Below are 519 nucleotides of genomic sequence, written 5' to 3' on the forward strand. Positions count from 1 at the left end.
GTGGGTAGTTTGACTGGGGCGGTCTCCTCCCAAAGAGTAACGGAGGAGCACGAAGGTGGGCTAATCACGGTTGGACATCGTGAGGTTAGTGCAATGGCATAAGCCCGCTTAACTGCGAGAATGACGGTTCGAGCAGGTGCGAAAGCAGGTCATAGTGATCCGGTGGTTCTGAATGGAAGGGCCATCGCTCAACGGATAAAAGGTACTCCGGGGATAACAGGCTGATACCGCCCAAGAGTTCATATCGACGGCGGTGTTTGGCACCTCGATGTCGGCTCATCACATCCTGGGGCTGAAGTCGGTCCCAAGGGTATGGCTGTTCGCCATTTAAAGTGGTACGCGAGCTGGGTTTAGAACGTCGTGAGACAGTTCGGTCCCTATCTGCCGTGGGCGTTGGAAGATTGAAGGGGGCTGCTCCTAGTACGAGAGGACCGGAGTGGACGAACCTCTGGTGTTCGGGTTGTGTCGCCAGACGCATTGCCCGGTAGCTAAGTTCGGAATCGATAACCGCTGAAAGCA

Annotated in this window: 1 rRNA gene; it reads left to right on the top strand. The window is 55.5% G+C overall.

Annotated features, from left to right (window positions below):
• Positions 1–519 (top strand): 23S ribosomal RNA (locus CIK04_RS31250); the annotation flags it as partial.

It is taken from the genome of Vibrio sp. 03_296 (assembly GCF_002265885.1).